Here is a 24,361-nt window from a genome sequence, read left to right as displayed (position 1 = left end):
GATGACAACGTTATCAATGGCTAATTTTATAGCATATAGTTTTGCGCCTACACTTATTTTTAACATTTTGTTGTATTTGATATTCCAGAAATTGTTTAAAAAAGTATATTTTAACGCTTAGATTACCATAACAAAACATAAATGTAACAATCACGTAATATTAATTGCGTGATTTTTTGGTAAAATAATAATGTCTTATCAAAAAGGAGTAGTTTAATTAATATGAAAAAAAGAATTTTATCAGCTGTTCTTGTCAGTGGTGTGACACTCGGAACAGCGGCCGTAACTGTAAATGCGGACGATTATGATACACAAATTGCTGCACAGGATGCTGTAATCAGCAACCTAACTTCAGAACAAGCTGCAGCTCAAAGTAAAGTTGACGCTATTCAAAGTCAAGTGTCTTCTCTTCAATCACAACAAGCTGATTTGGAAGCACAAAATGCTCAACTTGAAGCTGAATCTCAAAAATTAAGTGAAGAAATTCAAGCTCTTTCAAGCAAAATTGTTGCTCGTAACGAAACTTTGAAAAACCAAGCTCGTAACGCACAAAAAAATGCTTCAGCTACAAGCTACATCAACACAATCTTGAACTCTAAATCAGTTTCTGATGCTATCAACCGTGTTCAAGCAATTCGTGAAGTAGTTGCTGCAAACAAAAAAATGCTTGATGAACAAGAAGCGGATAAAGCTGCAATTGAACAAAAACAAGCTGAAAACCAAGAAGCTATCAATACAGTAGCTGCTAACAAAGCAACTATCGAACAAAACCAAGCTGCTTTGGCAACACAACAAGCTGAATTGCAGGCTGCTCAATTGGATCTTTCTGCTCAATTGGCAACTGCTGAAGATGAACGTGCTAACCTTGTAGCTCAAAAAGAAGCTGCTGAACAAGCCGCTGCTGAAGCTGCTGCAGCACAAGCTGCTGCCGAAGCACAAGCACAAGCTGAAGCACAAGCACAAGCTGAATCTGTAGCACAAGCACAAGCTGCTGTTCAAAACGGTACAGCTACAACTGATACAACTACAGATACTTCAGCTCAAGATTCATCAGCACCAGCACAACAAGCTTCAACTCCAGCTCAAGCAGCGCCAGCACAACAAGCTGCAACACCAGCTCAAAGTGCACCAGCACAAACTGCTGCTAAACCAGCTGCTTCAACTTCATCATCAGCTGCTAAACCATCTTCAGTAACACCAACTACTAACACAGCAGGTAACACTTACCCAGTAGGTCAATGTACTTGGGGTGTTAAATCACTTGCTTCATGGGTTGGTAACTACTGGGGTAATGCTAACCAATGGATTGCTAGCGCACAAGCTGCTGGTCACTCTGTAGGTACTACGCCACAAGCTGGTGCAGTAGCTGTATGGCCATACGATGGTGGTGGTTATGGACACGTTGCATACGTAACAGCTGTTCAAAGCTCAACTAACATCCAAGTTATGGAAGCTAACTACGCTGGTAACTCATCAATCGGTAACTACCGTGGATGGTTCAACCCAACTTCATCAACTTGGGGTGGCGGAACTGTCTACTATATCTACCAATAATAAAACTGTGAGAAGGATTATGTCCTTCTCTTTTTTTGTGTCCCTCTATTTTGCCTGTATTTAGCGGATTTAACGCATTTGTCATTGAAAAAATGCTAAAAAAACGTTAAAATGGTAAAGGATAAAAACTTTGGAGGAAATCATGTCTTATTCTGATTTAAAATTGTTTGCCTTATCGTCAAACAAAGAATTAGCAGAAAAAGTAGCTTCGGCTATGGGAATTCAACTCGGAAAATCAACTGTTCGTCAATTTTCTGATGGTGAAATCCAAGTAAACATTGAAGAATCAATTCGCGGCGACCATGTCTTTATTTTGCAGTCAACTAGCTCACCAGTTAACGATAACTTGATGGAAATCTTGATTATGGTTGATGCTCTTAAACGTGCTAGTGCTGAAAAAATTAGTGTGGTTATTCCTTACTATGGTTATGCTCGTCAAGACCGTAAAGCTCGTTCACGCGAACCGATTACTTCTAAATTAGTCGCAAATATGCTTGAAGTAGCAGGAGTTGATCGTCTTTTGACTGTTGACTTGCATGCTGCACAAATTCAAGGCTTCTTTGATATTCCAGTTGATCACTTGATGGGTGCACCATTGATCGCTGATTACTTTGATCGTCACGGATTGGTTGGAGACGATGTTGTTGTCGTTAGTCCTGACCACGGTGGTGTGACTCGTGCACGTAAATTGGCACAATTCCTCCAAACACCGATTGCTATCATTGATAAACGTCGTAGTGTTACAAAAATGAATACCAGTGAAGTTATGAACATCATTGGTAATGTTAAAGGTAAAAAATGTATCTTGATTGATGATATGATCGATACAGCAGGTACTATTTGTCACGCAGCAGATGCTCTTGCTGAAGCTGGAGCAACTGCGGTTTATGCATCATGTACTCACCCAGTCCTTTCTGGCCCTGCTCTTGAAAATATCGAGAAATCAGCAATCCAAAAATTGGTTGTTTTGGATACTATATATCTTCCAGAAGAACGTTTGATCGATAAGATTGAACAAATTTCAATCGCTGAATTAATTGCTGAAGCAATTACTCGTATTCACGAAAAACGTCCTTTGTCACCATTGTTTGAAATGGGAACAGCTAATAAATAATAATTGACTAAAAGAGTCATAAAAGCCGTTGGTGTAACAGCCAGCGGTTTTTGTATTTAGATATTAACATGTGGATAAGTTTTTTTGCGCTAATTAGTTGATTATTGTTGTGGATAACTTGAAAAAGGGTGTATAATTATCAAATTTTATGTATAATAGATGTAATTAGATTTTTGAGGTGAAACTATGAGTTTAACAGATCGTTTTAATAAAAATTTAAATAAGATCGAAGTGTCGTTGATTCGTCAATTTGACCAATCTATTTCTGACGTGCCAGGCATTATGAAATTGACTCTTGGAGAGCCTGATTTTACAACACCTGATCATGTTAAAGAGGCAGCAAAAGCTGCGATTGATGCCAATCAGTCTCACTATACTGGGATGGCAGGTTTACCTGCTCTTCGTCAAGCAGCTGCAGATTTTTTGAAATCTAAATATCATTTGTCTTATAATCCTGATAATGAAATTTTGGTTACAATTGGGGCAACGGAAGCCCTATCTGCAACGTTAACGGCTATTTTGGAACCTGGTGATACAGTTCTTTTGCCTGCGCCAGCTTATCCTGGTTATGAACCTATTGTTAATCTTGTAGGAGCTGAAATTGTTGAAATTGATACAACAGCTAATGATTTTGTGTTAACACCAGAAATGCTTGAAAAAGCTATCTTAGAACAAGGTGATAAACTAAAAGCTGTTTTGCTTAACTACCCAACAAATCCAACTGGGGTAACTTACTCACGCGAACAAATCAAAGCTTTGGCAGATGTGCTTAAGAAATATGATGTTTTTGTGGTTTCAGATGAAGTTTATTCTGAATTAACTTATAGTGATGAACCTCATGTATCAATTGCAGAATATCTTCCAGAACAAACGATTTTAATTAATGGTCTTTCTAAATCTCACGCTATGACTGGTTGGCGAATTGGTATGATTTTTGCACCAGCTAATTTTACAGCACAGTTGATTAAGAGTCACCAATACTTGGTTACAGCTGCTGCAACAATGGCACAGTTTGCTGCGATTGAAGCTCTTTCAGTTGGTAAAGATGATGCTCTTCCTATGAAAGCAGAGTATATGAAACGTCGTGATTACATCATTGATAAAATGTCTGCGCTTGGCTTTAAGATTATCAAACCAGATGGTGCCTTTTACATTTTTGCTAAGATTCCAGCTGGCTATGAACAAGATTCATTTAAATTCTGTCAAGATTTTGCGCGTGAAAAAGCTGTTGCTTTCATTCCTGGTGTAGCTTTTGGTAAATATGGTGAAGGCTATCTTCGTTTGTCATATGCGGCAAGTATGGAAACAATCACAACAGCCATGGATCGTTTGAAAGAATTTATGGAAGAACATGCAAAATAAGGAAACTTACGGTCTTGTCCTTTATAATCGTAATTATCGTGAGGATGATAAGTTAGTTAAGATTTTTACTGAAACCAATGGGAAACACATGTTTTTTGTGAAACATGCTAGTAAATCTCGTTTTAATTCGGCTATTCAACCGTTAACGGTAGCTAAATTTATTTTAAAAATCAATGAGACTGGTTTATCTTTTATTGAAGATTATAAGGAAGTTGATTCTTTCAAGGAGATTAGTGCGGATTTATTTAAGCTATCTTATGCGTCTTATGTGACGGCTTTAGCAGATGCTGCTGTACCAGATGGTGTTGCAGATCCGCAGTTATTTGCCTTTTTAAAGAAGACTCTTTTGTTGATGGAAGAGGGGCTTGACTATGAAATTTTGACTAATATTTTTGAGATTCAGATTTTAGAACGTTTTGGTGTTAGTCTTAATTTTCATGAGTGTGCTTTTTGTCATCGTGTAGGGCTTCCTTTTGATTTTTCACACAAGTATTCTGGTTTGCTTTGTCCTGAACATTATGTGAAAGATGATCATCGCAGTCATCTGGATCCGAATGTCCTTTATCTGGTGGATCGTTTTCAAGCAATTCAATTTGATGATTTGAAGACAATTTCTGTTAAACCAGAGATGAAACGAAAATTACGGTTGTTCATTGATGATATTTATGATAATTACGTTGGTCTTCGTTTGAAGAGTAAGAAATTCATCGATGATTTAGGAACTTGGGGAAATATTATGAAATAAAGTCACTTGATAGGTAGAATTTTCATCCTGCTTATCAGGTGGCTTTTTTTCTGAAAGCATGCGAGGATTTTCAAAAAATGAAAAAAATCGCGAATCATGCTATAATAAGGCGATAATGTTTTGTGAGGAAATTCATATGAAGAAAATTGCTATTGATGCTATGGGCGGAGATAATGCTCCTAAGGCTATTGTTGAGGGAGTTAATCGTGCCTTGGCTGAATTCTCAGATATTGAGATTCAACTTTATGGAGATGAAGCAAAAATTAAGGAATATTTGACAGCAACAGACCGTGTATCAATTATTCATACAGATGAAAAAATTAATTCGGACGATGAGCCAGCAAAAGCGATTCGTCGTAAAAAGAAAGCTAGTATGGTACTTGGTGCTCAAGCCGTTAAGGAAGGAACAGCAGATGCTGTGATTTCTGCAGGTAATACAGGTGCTCTTTTGGCAGCAGGACTTTTTGTTGTCGGACGTATTAAAGGAATTGATCGTCCAGGTTTGATGTCTACTTTACCAACTCTTGATGGTAAAGGTTATGATATGTTAGACCTTGGTGCGAATGCTGAAAATACCCCTAAACACTTGCACCAATATGCTATTTTAGGGTCATTTTATGCTAAAAATGTTCGTGGTATTGATAAACCACGTGTGGGTCTGCTAAATAACGGAACAGAAGCTACTAAAGGTGATCCACTTCATAAAGAAACTTACGCTCTTCTGGCAGAAGATGATAGTCTAAACTTTGTTGGAAATGTTGAAGCGCGTGATTTGATGAATGGTGTTGCTGATGTTGTGGTATCGGATGGTTTCACAGGAAACGCTGTTCTTAAAACGATGGAAGGAACTGCTCTTAACATTATGGGAAGCTTGAAATCTTCTATTAAATCAGGTGGATGGAAAGCAAAATTAGGAGCCCTTCTACTAAAAGACAGTTTGTATAGTCTAAAAGATACTATGGATTATTCAAGTGCAGGTGGTGCGGTTCTCTTTGGGCTTAAAGCACCTGTTGTGAAATGTCATGGTTCAAGTGACGCGCAAGCTGTTTACTATACTATTAGACAAGCTCGTAAGATGTTAGATACAAATGTTGTTGGTCAATTGGTTGAAGCATTCACACCAAAAGACTAATGAAAAGGGAGGATGAAATGACAAAAGAGGCTATTTTTGAAAGGATTAGTTTCATCATTAAGGAGCAAATGAATAAACCAGATATGGAGATTACGCAAACAACGAGTCTTCATGATGATTTAGGAGTTGATTCAATTGCCTTGATGGAATTTATCATCAATTTGGAAGATGAGTTTCATTTGGAAATCCCTGATGAAGATGTTGAAGACATGAAATGTATGGGAGAAATGATGGAATATCTCTATAATAGAGTGAATTAAGCAAAAACGTTCGCTAAAAGCGGACGTTTTTATTTTTATTTTATTAAAAAGTCTGTTAAATATTGAAATTGGTTAGAGCATGTGTTAAAATTTAGTAGAATAAAAGCGAAAGGCGAACAAAAACATGTCACGACAACTAATTTATACGGGAAAAGCTAAAGATATTTACACAACTTCAGAAGATGAGAACTTGATTATTTCAGTCTACAAAGACCAAGCAACAATGCTTAATGGTGCTCGTAAAGAGACTATTAAAGGTAAAGGCGTTCTTAATAATCAAATCTCATCTTTAATTTTTACTAAATTGAATGAAGCAGGTGTGGCAACTCACTTTGTTAAACAATTGTCAGAAACCGAACAATTGAACAAAAAAGTTGATATTGTTCCTCTTGAAGTTGTTTTGCGTAATGTTACAGCAGGTTCATTCTCAAAACGTTTTGGTGTCGAAGAAGGTATCAAATTGGACACACCAATTGTTGAGTTTTATTACAAAAACGATGAATTGGATGACCCATTCATTAATGATGAACATGTGAAATTCCTTGGTATTGCAAGCGATGAAGATATTGCTTACATCAAAGCTGAAACACGTCGTATTAATGAACTTTTGAAAGATTGGTTCAAACAAATCGGACTTACTTTGATTGATTTCAAATTGGAATTTGGTAAAGATAAAGACGGTAAAATCATTCTTGCTGACGAATTTTCACCTGATAACTGCCGTCTTTGGGATGCTGAAGGTCACCACATGGATAAAGATGTCTTTCGTCGTGATTTAGGTAGCTTGACAGATGTATACGAAGTTGTTCTTGAAAAATTAAAAGGACTTAAATAATCTGCAACATTTGCTAGTAGGTAAAAGAAGAATTCTAAAAAGGGTAAAAAATGAATAAACGAATTTTCGTTGAGAAAAAATCAAATTTCAATATTAAAGCTCAAGCGCTTGTTAAAGAGCTTAAACATAATCTTCAATTAACAAGTTTGACTGATCTACGTATCATTCAAGTTTATGATGTTTTTGGGCTAGACAAAGTACTTTTTGAACGTGCGGAAAAACATATCTTTTCTGAACAAGTAACAGATAATATTTTGGCTGAAAATGATTTGGTTGCTGAACTTGCTAATTATGCTTTCTTTGCGATTGAATCACTTCCTGGTCAGTTTGACCAACGTGCAGCATCTTCACAAGAAGCTTTGCTTTTGCTTGGTAGCAATAGTGACGTGACTGTTAATACTGCTCAACTTTATCTCGTTAATAAAGATATCGCTGCAGCTGAACTTGATGCGGTTAAGAATTATTTGCTTAATCCTGTTGATTCTCGTTTTAAAGATATTACAACAGGAATTGCCCCACAAGCATTTTCAGAATCTGACAAAACAATTCCAAATCTTGATTTCTTTAAAACTTATACAGCAGCTGAATTTGCTGACTACAAAGCTGAACAAGGTTTGGCGATGGAAGTTGATGACCTTCTTTTCATCCAAGATTATTTCAAATCAATTGGTCGTGTGCCAACTGAAACTGAATTGAAAGTTTTGGACACTTACTGGTCAGACCACTGCCGTCACACAACCTTTGAAACTGAGCTTAAACATATTGATTTCTCAGCGTCTAAATTCCAAAAACAATTGCAAGCAACTTATGATAAATACATTGCTATGCGTGATGAATTAGGTCGCTCTGAAAAACCACAAACATTGATGGATATGGCGACTATCTTTGGTCGTTACGAACGTGCTAATGGACGTTTGGACGACATGGAAGTCTCAGATGAAATCAACGCATGTTCTGTTGAAATCGAAGTAGATGTGAATGGTGTTAAAGAACCTTGGCTCCTTATGTTCAAGAATGAAACACATAATCACCCAACAGAAATTGAACCATTTGGTGGTGCTGCAACATGTATCGGTGGTGCTATTCGCGACCCATTGTCAGGACGTTCTTATGTTTACCAAGCTATGCGTATCTCAGGTGCTGGTGATATCACAACACCAATTGCAGAAACTCGTCTTGGTAAATTGCCACAACAAGTGATTTCTAAAACAGCAGCTCACGGTTATTCTTCATATGGTAACCAAATCGGTCTTGCAACAACTTACGTTAAAGAATACTTCCACCCAGGATTTGTCGCTAAACGTATGGAGCTTGGAGCTGTTGTCGGTGCAGCTCCTAAAGGTAATGTTGTTCGTGAAAAACCAGAAGCTGGTGATGTGGTTATTCTTCTCGGTGGTAAAACAGGTCGTGATGGTGTCGGTGGTGCAACTGGTTCATCTAAAGTTCAAACGGTTGAATCTGTTGAAACAGCTGGTGCAGAAGTCCAAAAAGGTAATGCCATCGAAGAACGTAAAATTCAACGTCTTTTCCGTAATGGCAATGTGACTCGCCTCATCAAAAAATCAAATGACTTTGGTGCTGGTGGAGTCTGTGTTGCGATTGGTGAATTGGCTGATGGTCTTGAAATTGACCTTAATAAAGTGCCACTTAAATATCAAGGGCTTAACGGAACTGAAATTGCTATCTCAGAATCACAAGAACGTATGGCTGTTGTAGTTCGTCCGAAAGACGTTGAAGCTTTCGTAGCTGAATGTCACAAAGAAAATATCGATGCTGTTGTTGTTGCGACAGTTACAGAAAAACCAAACCTTGTCATGACTTGGAATGGTCAAACCATTGTCGATATTGAACGTCGTTTCCTTGATACTAACGGTGTGCGCGTGGTCGTTGATGCTGATGTCGTTGACAGTCAAGTTGACATGCCAGAACAACGTACAACTTCAGCAGCAACTCTTGAAACTGATACAACTAAAGTCCTTTCAGACCTTAACCATGCTAGCCAAAAAGGTTTACAAACAATCTTTGATAGCTCTGTTGGTCGTTCAACAGTTAACCATCCAATTGGTGGTCGCTACCAAATCACACCAACAGAAAGTTCTGTTCAAAAACTTCCTGTTCAAAATGGTGTAACAACAACAGCTTCAGTCATGGCTCAAGGATTCAATCCTTACATTGCTGAATGGTCACCATATCACGGTGCTGCTTATGCTGTGATTGAAGCGACAGCACGTTTGGTGGCAACTGGAGCTAACTGGTCTAAAGCACGTTTTTCTTATCAAGAATACTTCCAACGTATGGATAAAAAAGCTGAACGCTTTGGTCAACCAGTCTCAGCTCTTCTTGGTTCAATCGAAGCTCAAATTCAACTTGGTTTACCATCAATTGGTGGTAAAGATTCAATGTCTGGTACTTTTGAAGAATTGACAGTACCACCAACATTGGTTGCTTTTGGGGTAACAACAGCCGATAGCCGTAAAGTTCTTTCACCTGAATTTAAAACAGCTGGCGAAAATGTTTACTATATCCCAGGTCAAGCTATTTCACAAGATATTGATTTTGACCTAATCAAAGGTAACTTTGCTAAATTTGAAGCCATTCAAAAAGCACATCACATTACAGCAGCATCAGCTGTTAAATACGGTGGTGTGATGGAAAGCTTGGCGCTTGCTAGCTTTGGTAACCATATCGGTGCTAAGGTTGAATTGGCCGAGCTTGCAACAAGCTTGACAGCACAACTCGGTGGCTTTGTCTTTACTTCAGATGAAGAAATTGCTGACGCTGTTAAAATTGGTGAAACAACAGCTGACTTTACACTTACTGTCAACGGTGTCAACCTTGCTGGTGACAAACTTCTTTCAGCCTTTGAAGGAACACTTGAAGAAGTTTACCCAACTGAATTTGAACAAAGTACTAAGCTTGAAGATGTTCCAGCTGTCGCTTCAGACGCTGTCATTAAAGCAAGTGAAAAAGTTGCTGAACCACTTGTTTACATCCCAGTTTTCCCTGGTACAAACTCAGAATACGATTCAGCTAAAGCCTTTGAACAAGCTGGTGCAAAAGTTAATTTGGTACCATTTGTAACACTGAACGAAGCAGCTATTGAAGCATCAGTTGACACAATGGTTGACAATATCAGCAAAGCAAATATCATCTTCTTTGCTGGAGGATTCTCAGCTGCTGATGAACCAGATGGTTCTGCTAAATTTATCGTGAACATCTTGCTTAACCAAAAAGTTCGCGCAGCTATTGATAGCTTCATCGAAAAAGGTGGTCTTATCATTGGTATCTGTAATGGATTCCAAGCCCTTGTTAAATCAGGTCTTCTTCCATACGGTAACTTTGAAGATGCTACTGAAACAAGTCCAACTCTTTTCTACAACGATGCTAACCAACACGTGGCGAAAATGGTTGAAACACGTATTGCAAATACAAACTCACCTTGGCTTGCTGGTGTTGAAGTTGGTGATGTTTACGCTATTCCAGTTTCACACGGTGAAGGTAAATTTGTTGTGACTGATGAAGAGTTTGCTGAACTTCGTGATAACGGACAAATCTTTAGTCAATACGTTGACTTCGATGGCAAACCAAGCATGGATTCTAAATACAATCCAAATGGCTCTGTGAATGCTATTGAAGGTATCACAAGCAAGAACGGACAAATCATCGGTAAGATGGGACACTCAGAACGTTACGAAGATGGTCTTTTCCAAAATATTCCAGGAAATAAAGACCAACACTTGTTCCGTAGCGCGGTTGAGTATTTCACTAAAGCTTAATATCCACAAAAATATATTTTATAGAATTGATAGTGACAGGGTACGTGAGTACCTTTTGTCAACTTATCAGAGAAAAATTCTGACGAGTAAATTTAGGTAATAAAAAAGAATGACATACGAAGTTAAATCTCTTAATGAAGAGTGTGGTGTGTTTGGGATTTGGGGACATCCTCAAGCTGCTCACGTCACTTATTTTGGACTCCACAGTCTTCAACACCGCGGTCAAGAAGGTGCTGGTATCGTAACTAACGATAACGGCAAACTTCTTCAACATCGCAATACAGGTCTCCTTTCAGATGTGTTTAAAAATCCTGCTGATTTGGAAAAATTGACGGGGACTGCAGCTATCGGTCACGTTCGTTACGCGACTGCTGGCTCAGCCTCTATTAATAACATCCAACCTTTCCTTTACAACTTTACAGATGAACAATTTGGTCTTTGCCACAATGGTAATTTGACAAATGCCGTATCATTGAAGAAAGAACTTGAAGATGAAGGTGCGATTTTCAATGCCTCATCAGATACTGAAATTTTGATGCATTTGATTCGTCGTAGTCACAATCCAGAGTTCCTTGGGAAAGTTAAAGAAGCCCTTAACACTGTCAAAGGTGGCTTTGCTTATCTGTTGATGACAAAAGATAAGTTAATTGCTGCGCTTGATCCAAATGGTTTTCGTCCATTGTCAATTGGTCAAATGGAAAATGGCGCTTGGGTAGTTTCAAGTGAAACATGTGCCTTTGAAGTGATTGGTGCTAAGTGGATTCGTGATGTAAAACCTGGTGAAATGGTGATTATCGATGACAGTGGTATTCGCTATGACTCTTACACAAATGACACTCAACTTGCCATTTGTTCAATGGAATACATTTACTTTGCCCGCCCTGATAGTGACATTTACGGTGTCAATGTTCACACAGCTCGTAAAAATATGGGGAAACGTTTGGCACAAGAGTTTCATCATGAAGCTGATATCGTTGTTGGTGTGCCAAATTCATCGCTTTCAGCAGCCATGGGATTTGCTGAAGAATCAGGTCTTCCTAATGAAATGGGCTTGGTGAAAAACCAATACACACAACGTACCTTCATTCAACCGACACAAGAATTGCGTGAGCAAGGTGTTCGTATGAAACTTTCAGCTGTTTCAGGTGTTGTTAAAGGTAAGCGCGTGGTCATGGTAGATGATTCTATCGTACGTGGAACAACCTCACGTCGCATTGTTCGTCTTCTTCGTGAAGCAGGTGCGACAGAAGTTCACGTGGCTATTGGTAGTCCAGAGTTGAAATACCCATGTTTCTACGGTATCGACATTCAAAATCGTCGTGAATTGATTTCGGCTAATCATACCAAAGATGAAGTTTGTGAAATTATCGGTGCAGATAGTCTAACTTACTTGTCAATTGATGGTTTGATTGAATCAATCGGTCTTGATACAGATGCTCCAAATGGTGGTCTTTGTGTGGCATACTTTGACGGTAAGTACCCAACACCACTCTATGATTATGAAGAAGCATACCTCAAGAGCTTGGAAGAAAAAACAAGTTTCTATATTCACGAAGTTAATGAGAATAAATAGCTTTTGGTTAGAGGAAGGAACAATGTAATGCAAGAATTTGGTTTGTCCATGCTATGGTACTGGTTGGCTTATATTGTAGTGACTTTTATCTTTGGTGTAGGACATACGGTCTTTAATATTGTTGTTCTTAAAATGTCATCGATGGCTGATGGTCCAGGTATGGGAGAAGGTTACGAAGCAACTAAACCTTGGCATCCACTATATAATATTTTAATTTTCCCTATTGCTTCTTATATGTATTTGTTTACTTTACCAGTAGTTACGCTGTATGAAGTGTTTCTAACATCACTACTCTGGGGAACATTAACTATAATTGTCGATGTTGTTGGGTGGGTAATTATTAAACACCCATGGTCGTTGACTTTTAAGGAGTTTTATATTGATTATCAGCCATGGATTACATTGATTTATCTAGCCATCTATATTAGTCCATTTTTGGCATATTTAGCTATTAGGTAGAAAATATTAACGCATTCAAATAAACTTATCTGGAAAAATGTTTAAATAGCTCTGCTATTTCCCAAAAGGAGAAAATTATTATGACAAAAAATGCTTACGCTCAATCTGGTGTTGATGTTGAAGCGGGTTATGAAGTTGTTGCACGTATCAAAAAACACGTTGCGCGTACTGAACGTGCAGGTGTTATGGGAGCTCTTGGTGGTTTTGGTGGTATGTTTGACCTTACTAAAACTGGCGTTAAAGAACCTGTTTTGATTTCAGGAACTGATGGTGTGGGAACAAAACTCATGCTTGCCATTAAATATGACAAACACGATACCATTGGTCAAGACTGTGTGGCGATGTGTGTCAATGATATCATTGCTGCTGGTGCAGAACCACTTTACTTCTTAGATTACATCGCAACTGGTAAAAATGAACCTGCAAAACTTGAACAAGTTGTTGCTGGTGTTGCTGAAGGTTGTGTCCAATCTGGTGCAGCTCTTATCGGTGGTGAAACGGCTGAAATGCCTGGTATGTACGGCGAAGATGATTATGATTTGGCTGGTTTTGCAGTAGGTGTTGCTGAAAAATCACAAATCATTGATGGTTCAAAAGTTTCTGATGGTGACGTTCTTCTTGGACTTGCTTCAAGCGGTATCCACTCAAATGGTTACTCACTTGTTCGTCGAGTTTTTGCTGATTACTCAGGTGAAGAAGTTCTTCCAGAACTTGAAGGTAAAAAATTGAAAGAAGTCCTTCTTGAACCAACCCGTATTTATGTTAAAGCAGTGCTTCCGCTTATCAAAGAAGAATTGGTTAATGGTATTGCCCACATCACTGGTGGTGGATTCATCGAAAATGTGCCACGTATGTTCGCTGATGACTTGGCTGCTGAAATCGAAGAAGATAAAATTCCAGTTCTTCCAATTTTCAAAGCTCTTGAAAAATATGGCAACATCAAACACGAAGAAATGTTTGAAATCTTCAACATGGGTATTGGTTTGATGATGGCAGTTAGCCCTGACAAAGTTGAACGCGTTAAAGAATTACTTGACGAACCAGTTTACGAACTTGGTCGTATCGTTAAAAAAGCAGATGCAAGTGTGGTGATTAAATAATGAAAAAAATCGCAGTATTTGCGAGTGGTAACGGGTCGAATTTTCAAGTTATTGCTGAGCAATTTCCTGTTGAGTTTGTCTTTTCAGACCACCGAGATGCTTATGTCTTAGAACGTGCTGAAAAACTCGGTGTGACAGCTCATGCTTTTGAACTTAAAGAGTTTGATAGTAAAGTAGATTATGAAAAAGCAATTGTAGCTTTGCTTGAAAAATATGACATTGATTTGGTTTGTTTGGCTGGTTATATGAAAATTGTTGGACCGACTTTGTTAAAAGCTTACGAAGGTCGTATTATCAATATTCATCCAGCTTATCTTCCTGAATTTCCAGGCGCTCATGGTATTGATGATGCTTGGGAAGCAGGTGTTGACCAGTCTGGTGTTACCATTCATTGGGTTGACAGTGGTGTCGATACAGGGACAGTGATTAAACAAGTTCGTGTGCCTCGTCTAGCAGGTGATACCATTGAAAGTTTTGAAGCTCGCATTCATGAAAATGAGTATAAGCTTTATCCTGAGGTTTTAGAGAGCTTGGGAGTTGAGAAAAAGTAATCTCATAACTTATGCTTTGTGATGACTTTAAATTTAAAAATAGCAGTAACATCTTTTTAAAGGAGAAAAAATGACAAAACGTGCACTAATTAGTGTTTCTGACAAAGCGGGCATTGTTGAATTTGCTCAAGAATTGAAAAAACTTGGTTGGGATATTATCTCAACTGGTGGAACAAAAGTTGCGCTTGATAAAGCAGGTGTTGATACAATTGCGATTGATGATGTGACTGGTTTCCCAGAAATGATGGATGGTCGTGTGAAGACACTTCACCCAAATATCCACGGTGGTCTTTTGGCTCGTCGTGACCTTGACAGCCACCTTCAAGCAGCAAAAGATAATCACATCGAATTGATTGACCTTGTTGTGGTTAACCTTTACCCATTTAAAGAAACAATCTTGAAACCAGATGTGACTTACGCTGATGCGGTTGAAAACATTGATATCGGTGGTCCTTCGATGCTTCGCTCTGCAGCTAAAAACCACGCTAGTGTTACAGTTGTCGTTGACCCAGCTGATTACGCAGTTGTTTTGGATGAATTGTCAGCTAATGGCGAAACAAGCTTTGAAACTCGTCAACGTTTGGCAGCTAAAGTCTTCCGTCACACAGCAGCTTATGATGCTTTGATTGCAGAATACTTTACAAAACAAGTTGGTGAAACAAAACCTGAAAAACTCACAATCACTTACGATTTGAAACAACCAATGCGTTATGGTGAAAACCCTCAACAAGATGCTGATTTCTACCAAAAAGCTTTGCCAACAGATTATTCAATTGCTTCTGCAAAACAATTAAACGGTAAAGAATTGTCATTTAACAATATTCGTGACGCTGACGCTGCGATTCGTATTATCCGTGATTTCAAAGATCGCCCAACTGTTGTTGCGCTTAAACACATGAATCCATGTGGTATTGGACAAGCTGACGATATTGAAACTGCTTGGGATTACGCTTATGAATCAGATCCAGTATCTATCTTTGGTGGTATTATTGTTCTTAACCGTGAAGTTGATGCAGCAACAGCTAAGAAGATGCATGCTATCTTCCTTGAAATCATCATTGCACCAAGTTACTCAGAAGAAGCTCTTGAAATTTTGACAACTAAGAAGAAAAACATGCGTATTCTTCAATTGCCATTTGACGCTCAAGGAGCTAGTCAAGTTGAAAAAGAATACACTGGTGTTGTTGGTGGACTTTTGGTTCAAAACCAAGATGTTATCGAAGAAAATCCAGCAGATTGGAAAGTTGTCACAAAACGTCAACCAACTGACCAAGAAAAAGCTGCGCTTGAATTTGCTTGGAAATCAATCAAATATGTTAAATCTAACGGTATCATCGTGACAAATGACCACATGACACTTGGTGTTGGTCCTGGTCAAACAAACCGTGTAGCTTCTGTTCGTATCGCACTTGACCAAGCCAAAGACCGTCTTGACGGTGCTGTCCTTGCTAGTGATGCTTTCTTCCCATTTGCGGACAACGTTGAAGAAATTGCTGCCGCAGGTGTGAAAGCTATCATCCAACCTGGTGGTTCAGTTCGTGACCAAGAATCTATCGACATGGCTGATAAATACGGTATTACCATGGTATTTACAGGTGTTCGTCACTTCCGCCACTAAGATAAATAGGCAAACTTCCTTTAATAAATATTTCATGAAGCATCTTGGCTAAGGCTAGGATGCTTTTACTTTAAGCTTTTTGAAAGTTATGCTTAAGTCTCACTTAAGTAAGGCTTACTATACTAACAATAACTCCTAAATAAACTTTTTTTCATAATCCAACCAAGTCCCAGTCTATCTAGATTGGGATTTTTTTATTTTTATGGTATTTTTTCTAAACTTATCACAGGATTTCCATCTATTTCCGAACAAATATGTTATAATATATCTAGATAATTCGTGAAAATATTTTGTTTTTACGTGCTTTGTTGATTTTGGAGCCTAGGCTCCTGTGATTGTTTTCTATTGAGGTATTTTTACTTATGAAACTTTTAGTTGTTGGCTCTGGCGGGCGTGAGCACGCTATTGCTAAGAAGTTGTTGGAATCTCCTCAAGTGAGCCAGGTTTTTGTAGCACCTGGAAATGATGGGATGACACTTGATGGACTTGATTTAGTAAATATCGGAATTTCCGAACATTCTAAGCTTATTGATTTTGCAAAAGAAAATGAGATCGCTTGGGCATTTATCGGACCTGATGATGCTTTGGCTGCAGGAATTGTTGATGATTTTAATGCGGCAGGTTTGAAAGCCTTCGGTCCAAGTAAAGCTGCTGCGGAGCTTGAATGGTCTAAAGACTTTGCTAAATCAATCATGGCTAAATATCATGTTCCAACAGCGGCTTACAGCACTTTCTCAGATTTTGAGCAAGCAAAGAGCTATATCGAAGAACATGGTGCACCGATTGTTGTTAAAGCTGACGGTTTGGCATTAGGTAAAGGTGTGGTAGTTGCTGAAACAGTTGAGCAAGCTGTGGAAGCGGCACATGAAATGTTGCTTGATAATAAATTTGGTGATTCTGGTGCACGTGTGGTTATTGAAGAATTTCTTGATGGCGAAGAATTCTCATTATTTGCTTTTGTCAATGGCGATAACTTCTATATCATGCCAACTGCGCAAGACCACAAACGTGCTTTTGATGGTGATAAAGGTCCTAATACTGGTGGTATGGGAGCTTACGCACCGGTACCACATTTGCCACAAAGTGTTGTTGATACAGCTGTTGAAACAATCGTTAAGCCTGTTCTTAATGGGATGATTGCTGAAGGACGTCCATACCTTGGTGTTCTTTATGCAGGACTTATTTTAACAGCTGATGGTCCTAAAGTTATCGAATTTAATTCACGCTTTGGTGACCCTGAAACTCAAGTTATCTTGCCGCGTTTGACATCTGATTTTGCTCAAAACATTACTGATATTTTAGACGGTAAAGAGCCAGAAATCACTTGGACTGACAAGGGCGTTACTTTGGGTGTGGTAGTTGCCTCAGAAGGTTACCCAGTTGCCTACGAAAAAGGTGTTCGTCTTCCAGAAAAAACTACGGGTGACATTATCACTTATTATGCAGGAGCTAAGTTCGCTGATGATAAAGCATTGCTTTCAAACGGCGGACGTGTGTACATGCTAGTCACAACAGAGGCTGACGTAAAATCTGCTCAAGATGTTATTTATGCTAAGCTTGCTAAGCAAGATACAACAGGTCTTTTCTATCGTAACGATATCGGAAGTAAAGCTCTTGGACGTTAAACCTAAATGTGTTTTAGTCAGCGCTTGTCTCTTGGGTGAGAAGTGTAAGTATAACGGTGGTCATAATTACAATCAAGCTCTGGTTGATTATGTTGCTGACAAAGAAGTGGTAGCCATTTGCCCAGAAGTTCTTGCGGGCTTGTCAACTCCCAGAGAACCTGTTGAATTGCGAGAGGGTCACGTGATTGATGTTTCTGGCAATTGTTATGATGACCTTTTTGAAAAAGGCGTTGAGCGTTGCCTAAGTGAGATTATTGGAAAAGACATTGATTTAGCAGTTTTGCAATCACGTAGTCCATCTTGTGGTGTTAATCAAATTTATGATGGAAACTTTTCTGGTCGAAAAGTGGCAGGAAGCGGGCTCTTTGCTCAAAAATTAAAATCACTTGGCTATCACGTTCTTGATGTTGAAGATATAAAACAATTGGAAGGAAAATAATGAAACCATTAATTTCAGTTATCATGGGAAGCAAATCAGATTGGGCTACCATGAAAAAAACAGCAGAAGTACTTGATGAATTTGGTGTGGCTTATGAAAAGAAAGTTGTTTCAGCTCACCGTACACCAGATTTGATGTTTAAACATGCCGAAGAAGCAAGAGGTCGCGGCATTAAGGTGATTATTGCTGGTGCTGGTGGTGCTGCGCATTTACCTGGTATGGTTGCAGCAAAAACAACACTTCCAGTTATTGGTGTTCCTGTGAAGTCACGTGCCCTTAGCGGACTTGACTCTCTTTATTCAATCGTTCAAATGCCTGGTGGTGTCCCTGTGGCAACAATGGCGATTGGTGAATCAGGAGCTAAAAATGCTGCTCTTACAGCTCTTCGTATTTTAGCAATTGAAGATGCTGCTTTGGCAGAAAAACTAGAAAAATTTGCCATCGAACAAGGCAAAGCTGCGGAGGCATCAACTGATGAACTCGACTAAAACAATTGGTATTATCGGTGGTGGTCAACTAGGTCAAATGATGGCTATCTCAGCTATCTATATGGGACATAAGGTGGTTACACTTGATCCAACGGAAGATTGTCCAGCATCTCGTGTTAGTGATATGATTGTGGCACCTTACGATGACGTTGACGCGATGCGTGAATTGGCAGAGCGCTGTGATGTGCTTACTTATGAGTTTGAAAATGTCGATGCGGATGCTTTGGATGCTGTTGTCAAAGATAATCAATTGCCACAAGGAACTAATCTTCTTAGAATTTCACAAAACCGTATTTTTGAGAAAAATTTCTTATCTCAAAAAGCTGGTGTAAAAGTAGCACCGTACAAAGTCATTACATCAAGCCTTGATCTTGAAGATATTGATTTGTCTAAAAATTACGTTTTGAAAACAGCCACTGGTGGTTACGATGGCCACGGTCAAATCGTCATTAAATCAGCCGATGATTTGGAAGCTGCAAATAAATTAGCCAACTCTTGTGAATGTGTGCTAGAAGAATTTGTGAATTTTGACCTTGAAATTTCAGTGATTGTGTCAGGTAATGGCAAGGAGATGACTGTTTTCCCAGTTCAAGAAAATATCCATCGTAACAATATTTTGTCAAAAACTATCGTACCTGCTCGCATTTCTGATGAACTTGCCAAAAAAGCACAAGCTATGGCAATGCAAATTGCTGAACAATTGGAATTGTCTGGGACACTTTGTGTTGAGATGTTCGCGACATCAGATGACATTATTGTCAACGAAATTGCACCGCGTCCACACAACTCTGGGCACTATTCAATCGAAGCTTGTGATTTTTCACAATTTGATACACATATTTTAGGAATTCTTGGCTTGCCACTTCCTAAGATTCACTTGCATCAACCAGCTGTAATGCTCAATGTTCTCGGACAACATATGGAAAAAGCGCAAGCTTATGTTAAGGAAAATCCTAGCGCTCACCTCCACCTTTATGGTAAACTAGAGGCGAAACATAACCGCAAAATGGGACACATTACCTTGTTTAGTAGTGAACCTGATACCATCGCGGAAATGGGTGAAGGAATGGATTTTTAAGGGATTAACTTGGAGGTACTTATGATAAAAATTATTCTTCATGCCTATGTTAATTGCGAAAATAAGGCTATTGTTGAAGTGGTTTTTGCTTCTTCTGATGAGTCTAGAATTTCTGCAAAAATGACAGAGCTGGAAAGTAAGTACCCTAATGATTACCTTGCTACTTATGATTTACCACTTGATACAGATTTGACAAGCTTACCTCACTATCCATCTGTTGAAATTGGTAAGGAAGATTTTAATTAAATGCGTTAGTTATTTTATTGATATATAACTTAAAAAAGGAAAGGAGATAGGGTTGTTAACCAATTTTGTTTAACACCCTTAATATCTTAAACATGATCGATCGTTATTCACGCCCTGAGATGGCGGCAATTTGGAGTGAAGAAAACAAATACAAAGCTTGGCTTGAAGTTGAAATTTTGGCTGACGAAGCTTGGGCTGAATTAGGAGAAATTCCTAAAGAAGATGTGGCTAAAATCCGTGCTAACGCAAGTTTTGACGTTGATCGTATCTTAGAAATCGAACAACAAACACGTCATGACGTTGTTGCCTTCACACGTGCTGTTTCTGAAAGTCTTGGCCAAGAACGTAAATGGGTTCACTATGGTTTGACATCAACTGACGTTGTTGATACAGCTTACGGTTACCTTTACAAACAAGCTAACGAAATCATCCGCAAAGATTTGCACAATTTCCTTGAAATCATTGCTAACAAAGCTAAAGAACATAAATTCACTATCATGATGGGCCGTACTCACGGTGTCCACGCAGAACCAACTACATTTGGTTTGAAATTGGCAACATGGTACAGCGAAATGAAACGTAACATCGAACGTTTCGAACATGCTGCTGCTGGTGTCGAAGCTGGTAAAATTTCAGGTGCTGTTGGTAACTTCGCTAACATCCCACCATTTGTTGAAGCATACGTATGTGAAAAACTTGGTATCCGTGCTCAAGAAATTTCAACGCAAGTACTTCCACGTGACCTTCACGCAGAATACTTCGCTGTTCTTGCTAGCATCGCAACATCAATCGAACGTATGGCAACTGAAATCCGTGGTCTTCAAAAATCTGAACAACGTGAAGTTGAAGAATACTTTGCTAAAGGCCAAAAAGGTAGCTCAGCTATGCCTCACAAACGTAACCCAATCGGTTCAGAAAATATGACAGGTCTTGCGCGTGTTATCCGCGGTCACATGGTAACAGCTTATGAAAACGTGTCACTTTGGCATGAACGTGACATCTCACACTCATCTGCTGAACGTATCATTTCACCTGATACAACAATCCTTATCGACTACATGCTTAACCGTTTCGGAAACATTGTTAAAAACTTGACTGTTTTCCCAGAAAATATGATTCGCAACATGGGTTCTACTTTTGGACTTATCTTCAGCCAACGTGTTATGCTTAAATTGATTGAAAAAGGTATGACACGTGAACAAGCTTACGACCTTGTTCAACCTAAGACAGCTTACTCTTGGGATAACCAAGTTGACTTCAAACCACTTCTTGAAGCTGATGAAGAAGTCACTTCACGTTTGACTCAAGACGAAATCGATGAATTGTTTAACCCATCTTACTACACTAAACGTGTTGATGAAATCTTTAACCGCATCGGTTTAGGAGATTAATTTAATCAAAAAAGTGCCTGAGACGAAAGTCTTGGGTATTTTTTATTAAATGTTTCATTAGAAAATTTATTATTTTTAATGAAAATAGTTTGTCAAATGAAAGCGGTATGTTAAAATATGAAATAAGCAGATTTTTTTAATAAAACAGGAGATTGAAGTGGAAAAATTTGGGGAGAAGATCCGCTTGATGCGGGAGGAAAAGGGAATCTCACGCGAAGAATTCTGTGGAGATGAAACAGAATTATCAGTAAGACAATTAGCCAGAATCGAGTTGAATCAATCAATACCCAATCTCAGTAAAGCAAGCTTCATTGCCAATCGTCTGGGAGTAAAATTAGGTACCTTAACTGATGGTGACAGTTTAGAACTACCTAAGCGGTATAAAGAGTTGAAGTATTTACTTCTTCGAACACCTACATATGGAGACCAGGTACGACTTGATCGAAAAAATGACTATTTTGATGAGATTGCTGAATCATTTTATGATGTTATTCCAGAAGAAGAACGGTTAATCATTGATTGTTTACAATCAAAATTCGATGTTCATTTTAGTGAAGATGTCAATTTTGGAGAAGGTATTTTAAATGACTATTTTGGTCAAGTTAATCGTAAGAAGGTTTTTACCATTAATGACTTAATTTTGATTGATCTTTACTTTGCTTGTCTTTCTTCTGCTAAGAGATTTGAAGGAATTTATAGTTTAGATTTTTACGATGATTTGATGAAAAGATTGGTGAATCAAAAGCATATTTCACCTGAGACCGATTTAATTTTAAATAATGTATTGTTAAATAATATCGACTTAGCGTTCCAATTTAAACGAGAATATTATATTGAGCGTGTTATTGTAATCAGTGAAAAAATTATGACAGAGATTCATGATTTTCAACGCCGTCCGATTTTAAGTTTGGTGGAGTGGAAATATTATTTGAAATTTAAACATGATTTTGCTTTGGCAGAACAATCATTTACGAATGCAACATTATTTGCACGATTGGTTGGTGATACTTATTTAGAAAATAAACTTAAAGAAGAATGGCAACTTGATATCGATGCTGTAGAGTAGTTTATGTAGATAATAAAAACAACATGACATTTTTGTCATGTTGTTTTTTCTTCGAACCTTTTACAATAATATTAGAAATTAGAGAAAGGGGAGAAGAAGCGAATGTTAAAAGGGATTACAGTATTCTTAACAGGTTGGTGGGGATTATAGACTATTATCAAAACAATTCACTGACAGCTCTTGTTTTGGTATAATAAGGCTATGAGTAGAATTTTAGATAATGATATCATGGGTGACGAAGAATTTGTGGAACGTACGCTTCGTCCTCAATATTTAAAAGAATATATTGGACAGGATAAGGTTAAAAATCAGCTGAAAATTTTTATTGAAGCTGCAAAATTACGCGATGAATCACTTGACCATGTGCTATTGTTTGGCCCTCCGGGTCTTGGTAAGACGACAATGGCATTTGTGATTGCTAACGAATTAGGGGTGAATCTCAAACAAACTTCAGGTCCAGCTATTGAAAAAGCTGGCGATTTGGTTGCTATTTTGAATGATTTGGAACCTGGGGATGTTTTGTTTATCGATGAAATTCATCGTATGCCGATGGCGGTAGAAGAAGTGCTTTATAGCGCTATGGAAGATTTCTATATTGATATTATGATTGGTAATGGTGAGACTAGTCGTAGTGTTCATTTGGATTTGCCACCTTTTACGCTAATTGGAGCAACAACTCGAGCAGGGATGCTTTCGAATCCATTGCGTGCGCGTTTTGGAATTACGGGGCATATGGAATATTATGCGGTTGACGATTTGACAGAAATTGTTGAACGCACAGCTGATATTTTTGAAATGGAAATCGTGCATGAAGCTGCACAAGAATTGGCGCGACGTAGCCGAGGCACACCGCGTATTGCTAACCGTTTGTTAAAACGTGTTCGCGACTATGCTCAAATTATGGGCGATGGTATTATTACAAAAGATATTACAGATAAAGCTTTAACGATGCTGGATGTCGATCATGAGGGGCTTGATTATATTGACCAAAAAATCTTGCGTACCATGATTGAAGTTTACAATGGTGGTCCTGTTGGTTTGGGAACTCTTTCTGTTAATATCGCTGAAGAACGTGATACGGTTGAGGATATGTATGAACCTTATTTGATTCAAAAAGGCTTTATTATGCGTACACGTACAGGTCGTGTAGCCACTGCTAAAGCTTATGACCATTTGGGATATCCTTATGCCGAAAAATAAAATATTATCTTAAGGAAAGTTTAAGCAAGTCTTTATATACTATAACCATCCTAAAACTTTTCTTTTTCATAATCTCCGGAAAGAGCCTTGGTTTTCCAAGGTTCTTTCTTTGTTTTATAAATGGCTATGGAGTGTGGTATAATTGAGAAAAAGTGCTTATAGGAGCAAGATTATGGATTTAGAAGTTTTACGAAAAGATATGATTGTTAGTCAGAGAAAAGGGCAACCTTTTATTGTTGCGTCCATCATTATCTGGGTTTTAATAACCTTGGTAACTATGATGAAGGTATCACTTCCTTTTCAAAATCTTTTGATTTTTTGTTGTTCATGTCCATTGTTGCCACTTTCTTGGTTTGTTGGGAAATGGCTGAATGTTGATATCTTCTCCAAAGAAAATCCTTTAACGAATTTAGGCTTCTTATTTACTTGCAACCAATTGATTTATTTATTGATTGTTATGTGGGTCTTTAGTGCGGTACCTGAAAAAATGCTTATGGTTTATACAATGGTTTTTGGAGCGCATCTTTTACCCTATTCATGGCTATATAAATCAAGAACATATTTTGTTTTTGCTATTTTGATTCCGATACTTGCACTTGTCTTAGGTCACATGGCGAGCATGACATGTCTTAGTTTAGTGATGGTATTTTTGGAGATTGTTTTTGCCATGCTACTACAAGTTGAGCTAAATGCGAATAAATAATTAAAGGTTCTTAGTTGTCTAAGAACTTTTTATAAAAAACGAGAGG

Annotated in this window: 22 protein-coding genes and 1 pseudogene; all 23 read left to right on the top strand. The window is 38.2% G+C overall.

Annotation, left to right across the window (positions count from 1 at the left end):
- Positions 1–121, top strand: a pseudogene (locus tag SFC32_RS07410) (cell shape-determining protein MreD); the annotation flags it as partial.
- A gap of 101 nt (positions 122–222) precedes the next feature.
- Positions 223–1,554, top strand: a complete 1,332-nt coding sequence (locus SFC32_RS07405) for a CHAP domain-containing protein (protein ID WP_411050188.1) — start codon at positions 223–225, stop codon at positions 1,552–1,554.
- A gap of 142 nt (positions 1,555–1,696) precedes the next feature.
- Complete coding sequence (locus SFC32_RS07400) at positions 1,697–2,668, top strand: ribose-phosphate diphosphokinase (protein ID WP_039696066.1); 972 nt, start codon at positions 1,697–1,699, stop codon at positions 2,666–2,668.
- 186 nt (positions 2,669–2,854) lie between these two features.
- Positions 2,855–4,030: a pyridoxal phosphate-dependent aminotransferase gene (locus SFC32_RS07395; RefSeq protein WP_074626881.1), complete on the top strand. Its 1,176-nt coding sequence runs from the start codon at positions 2,855–2,857 to the stop codon at positions 4,028–4,030.
- The gene (recO, locus tag SFC32_RS07390) at positions 4,020–4,775 is read left to right on the top strand and encodes a DNA repair protein RecO (RefSeq protein WP_411050189.1); all 756 of its coding nucleotides are present in this window, start codon (positions 4,020–4,022) and stop codon (positions 4,773–4,775) included. The genes SFC32_RS07395 and recO overlap by 11 nt, the downstream gene beginning before the upstream one ends.
- Before the next feature lie 136 nt (positions 4,776–4,911).
- Positions 4,912–5,907, top strand: coding sequence for a phosphate acyltransferase PlsX (plsX, locus tag SFC32_RS07385; protein WP_277612669.1), 996 nt, complete (start codon positions 4,912–4,914; stop codon positions 5,905–5,907).
- Between the two features lie 17 nt (positions 5,908–5,924).
- The gene (locus SFC32_RS07380; RefSeq protein ID WP_039696062.1) at positions 5,925–6,167 is read left to right on the top strand and encodes an acyl carrier protein; all 243 of its coding nucleotides are present in this window, start codon (positions 5,925–5,927) and stop codon (positions 6,165–6,167) included.
- 124 nt (positions 6,168–6,291) lie between these two features.
- Entirely contained in the window at positions 6,292–7,002 is a 711-nt protein-coding gene (purC, locus tag SFC32_RS07375) for a phosphoribosylaminoimidazolesuccinocarboxamide synthase (protein ID WP_074565243.1), read from the top strand.
- Between the two features lie 50 nt (positions 7,003–7,052).
- The gene (locus SFC32_RS07370) at positions 7,053–10,778 is read left to right on the top strand and encodes a phosphoribosylformylglycinamidine synthase (protein ID WP_411049807.1); all 3,726 of its coding nucleotides are present in this window, start codon (positions 7,053–7,055) and stop codon (positions 10,776–10,778) included.
- A gap of 109 nt (positions 10,779–10,887) precedes the next feature.
- A complete protein-coding gene (gene purF, locus SFC32_RS07365) occupies positions 10,888–12,351 on the top strand; it encodes an amidophosphoribosyltransferase (protein ID WP_411049806.1) in 1,464 nt (487 codons plus the stop codon).
- A 48-nt stretch (positions 12,352–12,399) separates the two neighbouring features.
- Positions 12,400–12,810, top strand: coding sequence for a hypothetical protein (locus SFC32_RS07360; protein ID WP_411049805.1), 411 nt, complete (start codon positions 12,400–12,402; stop codon positions 12,808–12,810).
- A gap of 80 nt (positions 12,811–12,890) precedes the next feature.
- Entirely contained in the window at positions 12,891–13,910 is a 1,020-nt protein-coding gene (purM, locus tag SFC32_RS07355; RefSeq protein WP_074639791.1) for a phosphoribosylformylglycinamidine cyclo-ligase, read from the top strand.
- The gene (gene purN, locus SFC32_RS07350; protein ID WP_074965590.1) at positions 13,910–14,461 is read left to right on the top strand and encodes a phosphoribosylglycinamide formyltransferase; all 552 of its coding nucleotides are present in this window, start codon (positions 13,910–13,912) and stop codon (positions 14,459–14,461) included. The genes purM and purN overlap by 1 nt, the downstream gene beginning before the upstream one ends.
- Before the next feature lie 70 nt (positions 14,462–14,531).
- Entirely contained in the window at positions 14,532–16,079 is a 1,548-nt protein-coding gene (gene purH / locus SFC32_RS07345; protein ID WP_411049804.1) for a bifunctional phosphoribosylaminoimidazolecarboxamide formyltransferase/IMP cyclohydrolase, read from the top strand.
- 362 nt (positions 16,080–16,441) lie between these two features.
- Entirely contained in the window at positions 16,442–17,704 is a 1,263-nt protein-coding gene (gene purD / locus SFC32_RS07340) for a phosphoribosylamine--glycine ligase (protein WP_411049803.1), read from the top strand.
- A complete protein-coding gene (locus tag SFC32_RS07335) occupies positions 17,694–18,143 on the top strand; it encodes a DUF523 domain-containing protein (RefSeq protein WP_411049802.1) in 450 nt (149 codons plus the stop codon). Before purD ends, SFC32_RS07335 begins: the two co-directional genes overlap by 11 nt.
- Positions 18,143–18,631 carry a 5-(carboxyamino)imidazole ribonucleotide mutase gene (gene purE, locus SFC32_RS07330; protein ID WP_074603837.1) on the top strand — a complete coding sequence of 163 codons (489 nt, stop codon included), beginning with the start codon at positions 18,143–18,145 and terminating at the stop codon, positions 18,629–18,631. Before SFC32_RS07335 ends, purE begins: the two co-directional genes overlap by 1 nt.
- The gene (purK, locus tag SFC32_RS07325; protein ID WP_411049801.1) at positions 18,618–19,709 is read left to right on the top strand and encodes a 5-(carboxyamino)imidazole ribonucleotide synthase; all 1,092 of its coding nucleotides are present in this window, start codon (positions 18,618–18,620) and stop codon (positions 19,707–19,709) included. Before purE ends, purK begins: the two co-directional genes overlap by 14 nt.
- 21 nt (positions 19,710–19,730) lie before the next feature.
- On the top strand, positions 19,731–19,955 hold the full coding sequence (locus tag SFC32_RS07320) for a phosphoribosylaminoimidazole carboxylase (protein ID WP_258255360.1): 225 nt from the start codon (positions 19,731–19,733) through the stop codon (positions 19,953–19,955).
- Between the two features lie 92 nt (positions 19,956–20,047).
- Positions 20,048–21,346: an adenylosuccinate lyase gene (gene purB / locus SFC32_RS07315; RefSeq protein WP_006531307.1), complete on the top strand. Its 1,299-nt coding sequence runs from the start codon at positions 20,048–20,050 to the stop codon at positions 21,344–21,346.
- 157 nt (positions 21,347–21,503) lie between these two features.
- Complete coding sequence (locus SFC32_RS07310; protein WP_074565267.1) at positions 21,504–22,412, top strand: helix-turn-helix domain-containing protein; 909 nt, start codon at positions 21,504–21,506, stop codon at positions 22,410–22,412.
- Positions 22,413–22,613: 201 nt separating this feature from the next.
- Positions 22,614–23,612 carry a Holliday junction branch migration DNA helicase RuvB gene (gene ruvB, locus SFC32_RS07305; RefSeq protein ID WP_074565269.1) on the top strand — a complete coding sequence of 333 codons (999 nt, stop codon included), beginning with the start codon at positions 22,614–22,616 and terminating at the stop codon, positions 23,610–23,612.
- 172 nt (positions 23,613–23,784) lie between these two features.
- Positions 23,785–24,315, top strand: a complete 531-nt coding sequence (locus SFC32_RS07300; protein ID WP_074965577.1) for a DUF7010 family protein — start codon at positions 23,785–23,787, stop codon at positions 24,313–24,315.
- Positions 24,316–24,361: the final 46 nt, after the last annotated feature.

The sequence above is a fragment of the Streptococcus sp. TATVAM-FAB8 genome (assembly GCF_046592795.1).
Taxonomy (GTDB): Bacteria; Bacillota; Bacilli; order Lactobacillales; family Streptococcaceae; genus Streptococcus; species Streptococcus ruminicola.
Note: the sequence above shows the minus strand (reverse complement) of the source record. Positions and strands in the feature narration are given on the sequence as shown.